A 2,410-nucleotide genomic window follows, 5' to 3' on the forward strand; every position below is an offset into this window, starting at 1 on the left:
ACCTGGACGTAAGTAACAACCCGGCACTTGAATATCTTTATTGTGGAGCTACCCAACTGACAAACCTGGACGTAAGTAACAACCCGGCACTTAAATATCTTAATTGTGGTAATAATAGACTAAAAAACCTGGACGTAAGCAACAGCCCGGCACTTCAAACACTTCATTGTGATGCTAACTTTCTGACAAACCTGGACGTAAGTAACAACTCGGCACTTGAATATCTTTATTGTGAAGCTAACAAACTGACAAACCTGGACGTAAGTAAAAACCCGGCACTTCAAACACTTCATTGTTATAGTAATAAACTAACAAGTTTGGATGTAAGCAAGAACCCGGCACTTCAAGAACTTAGGTGTGGTTTAAATAAACTAACAAGTCTGGATATAAGTAACAACTCGGCACTTCAAAAACTTGAGTGTGATAATAATAAACTAACAAGTCTGGATATAAGTAAGAACTCGGCACTTCAAAAACTTGATTGTAATCATAATCAACTGACAAACCTGGACCTAAGTAACAACCCGGCACTTCAAAAACTTGAGTGTTGGACAAATCAACTGACAAACCTGGACCTAAGTAACAACCCGGCACTTCAACAACTTGGGTGTTCGAAAAATCAATTAACAAGTCTGGATATAAGTAAAAACACTGCACTTAAAGATCTTTATTGTTCGGAAAATCAACTAACAAGTTTGGATGTAAGTAAAAACACGGCACTTGAATATATTGATTGTTCGGAAAATCAACTGACAAGTTTTGATGTAAGTAAAAACACGGCACTTGAAGATCTTTATTGTTCGGAAAATCAACTGACAAACCTAGACGTAAGCAACCCGGCACTGGAAACACTTGATTGTGGTAATAATCAACTAACAAACCTGGACCTAAGTAAGAACTCGGCACTTTGGTCCCTTAATTGTATAAAAAATAAATTAACAGTTCTGGATGTAAGTAAAAACACGGCACTTGGAGAACTTAGGTGTTATAATAATCAGCTGACAAACCTGGACCTAAGTAACAACACACGGATATCAGATTTTGACGGTGATAACCAAACGTATGATGTTAAAGTAAAAACAAGTGATATGAAAATAGTTTACACTGATTTTCCGGGTAATTTTGACATCACGAAAGCAACAGATGATATAGAAGGAGCTGATTCTAATTTTATAGTTGACGCCTCAAAACCAAGTACAGTAACCTATGATTACGATACCGGCTTAAGGGGAAGATATTTTGAAGTAACTTTAAATATTACCTATGTATACACAGTAACATTTAATACAAACGGCGGAAGTGCGGTAAATCCACAAACAATAACAGCAGGCGAACATGTAACAAAACCGGCAGCCCCGACAAAAGACGGCTACACATTTGCGGGCTGGTATAAAGACGCAGAATTTACGACAGCATTCGACTTTGTAAATGAAACAATAAATGCAGACACAACAATATATGCAAAATGGACTCAAAACGCACCAGCAAGCTACACAGTAACATTTAATACAAATGGCGGAAGTGCGGTAAGTGCACAAACAATAGCACCAGGCGAACATGTACAGAAACCTACAGACCCGACAAAAGACGGCTACACATTCGCAGGTTGGTATAAAGACGCAGAATTTACAACAGCATTTGACTTTGCAAATGAAACAATAAATGCAGACACAACACTATATGCAAAATGGACCCAAAACGCACCACCAACACCAGTAACTTATACTCTAACAGCAAGTGTAGACGGCGGACACGGAAGCGTAACACCAACAAATGCTACAAAAAATAAAAATGAAACAGTTACTTTAACATTTACACCAGAGACTGGTTATGAAATAGAAGAAGTAAAAGTAAATGATGTAGCAACCCCAGTTAGTGGAAACACTTTGACACTTACAATGGATGGAGATAAAACTGTCGTTGTAAAATACAAAGCAACACCAACTCCACCACCAACACCAGTAACTTATACATTAACAGCAAGTGTAGAAGGTGGACACGGAAGCGTAACACCAACAAATGCTACAAAAAATAAAAATGAAACAGTTACTTTAACATTTACACCAGAGACTGGCTATGAAATAGAAGAAGTAAAAGTAAATGATGTAGCAACTCCAGTTAGCGGAAACACTTTGACACTTACAATGGATGGAGATAAAACTGTAGTTGTAAAATATAAGGCAACACCAACTCCACCACCAACACCAGTAACTTATACATTAACAGCAAGCGTAGACGGCGGACACGGAAGCGTAACACCAACATCAAAGACAGTAAATAAAGATGAAACAGTTACTTTAACATTTACACCAGAGACTGGTTATGAACTAGATACAGTTACAGTTAATGGCACAGCAGTAGGAGTTATGGGAAATGTTTTAGACGTTACAATGAACGAGAATAAAACAGT

The 2,410-nt window shown here is 37.7% G+C and carries 1 protein-coding gene; it reads left to right on the forward strand.

Annotation, left to right across the window (positions count from 1 at the left end; all coding sequences use genetic code 11):
- The coding region (locus tag PEPCATONIAE_RS08520; protein WP_180339384.1) for an InlB B-repeat-containing protein at nucleotides 1-2,410 on the forward strand (2,410 nt) is incomplete at both ends.

This window comes from Peptoniphilus catoniae, from assembly GCF_901447155.2.
In the GTDB taxonomy this organism is placed as follows: Bacteria; Bacillota; Clostridia; order Tissierellales; family Peptoniphilaceae; genus Peptoniphilus_E; species Peptoniphilus_E catoniae.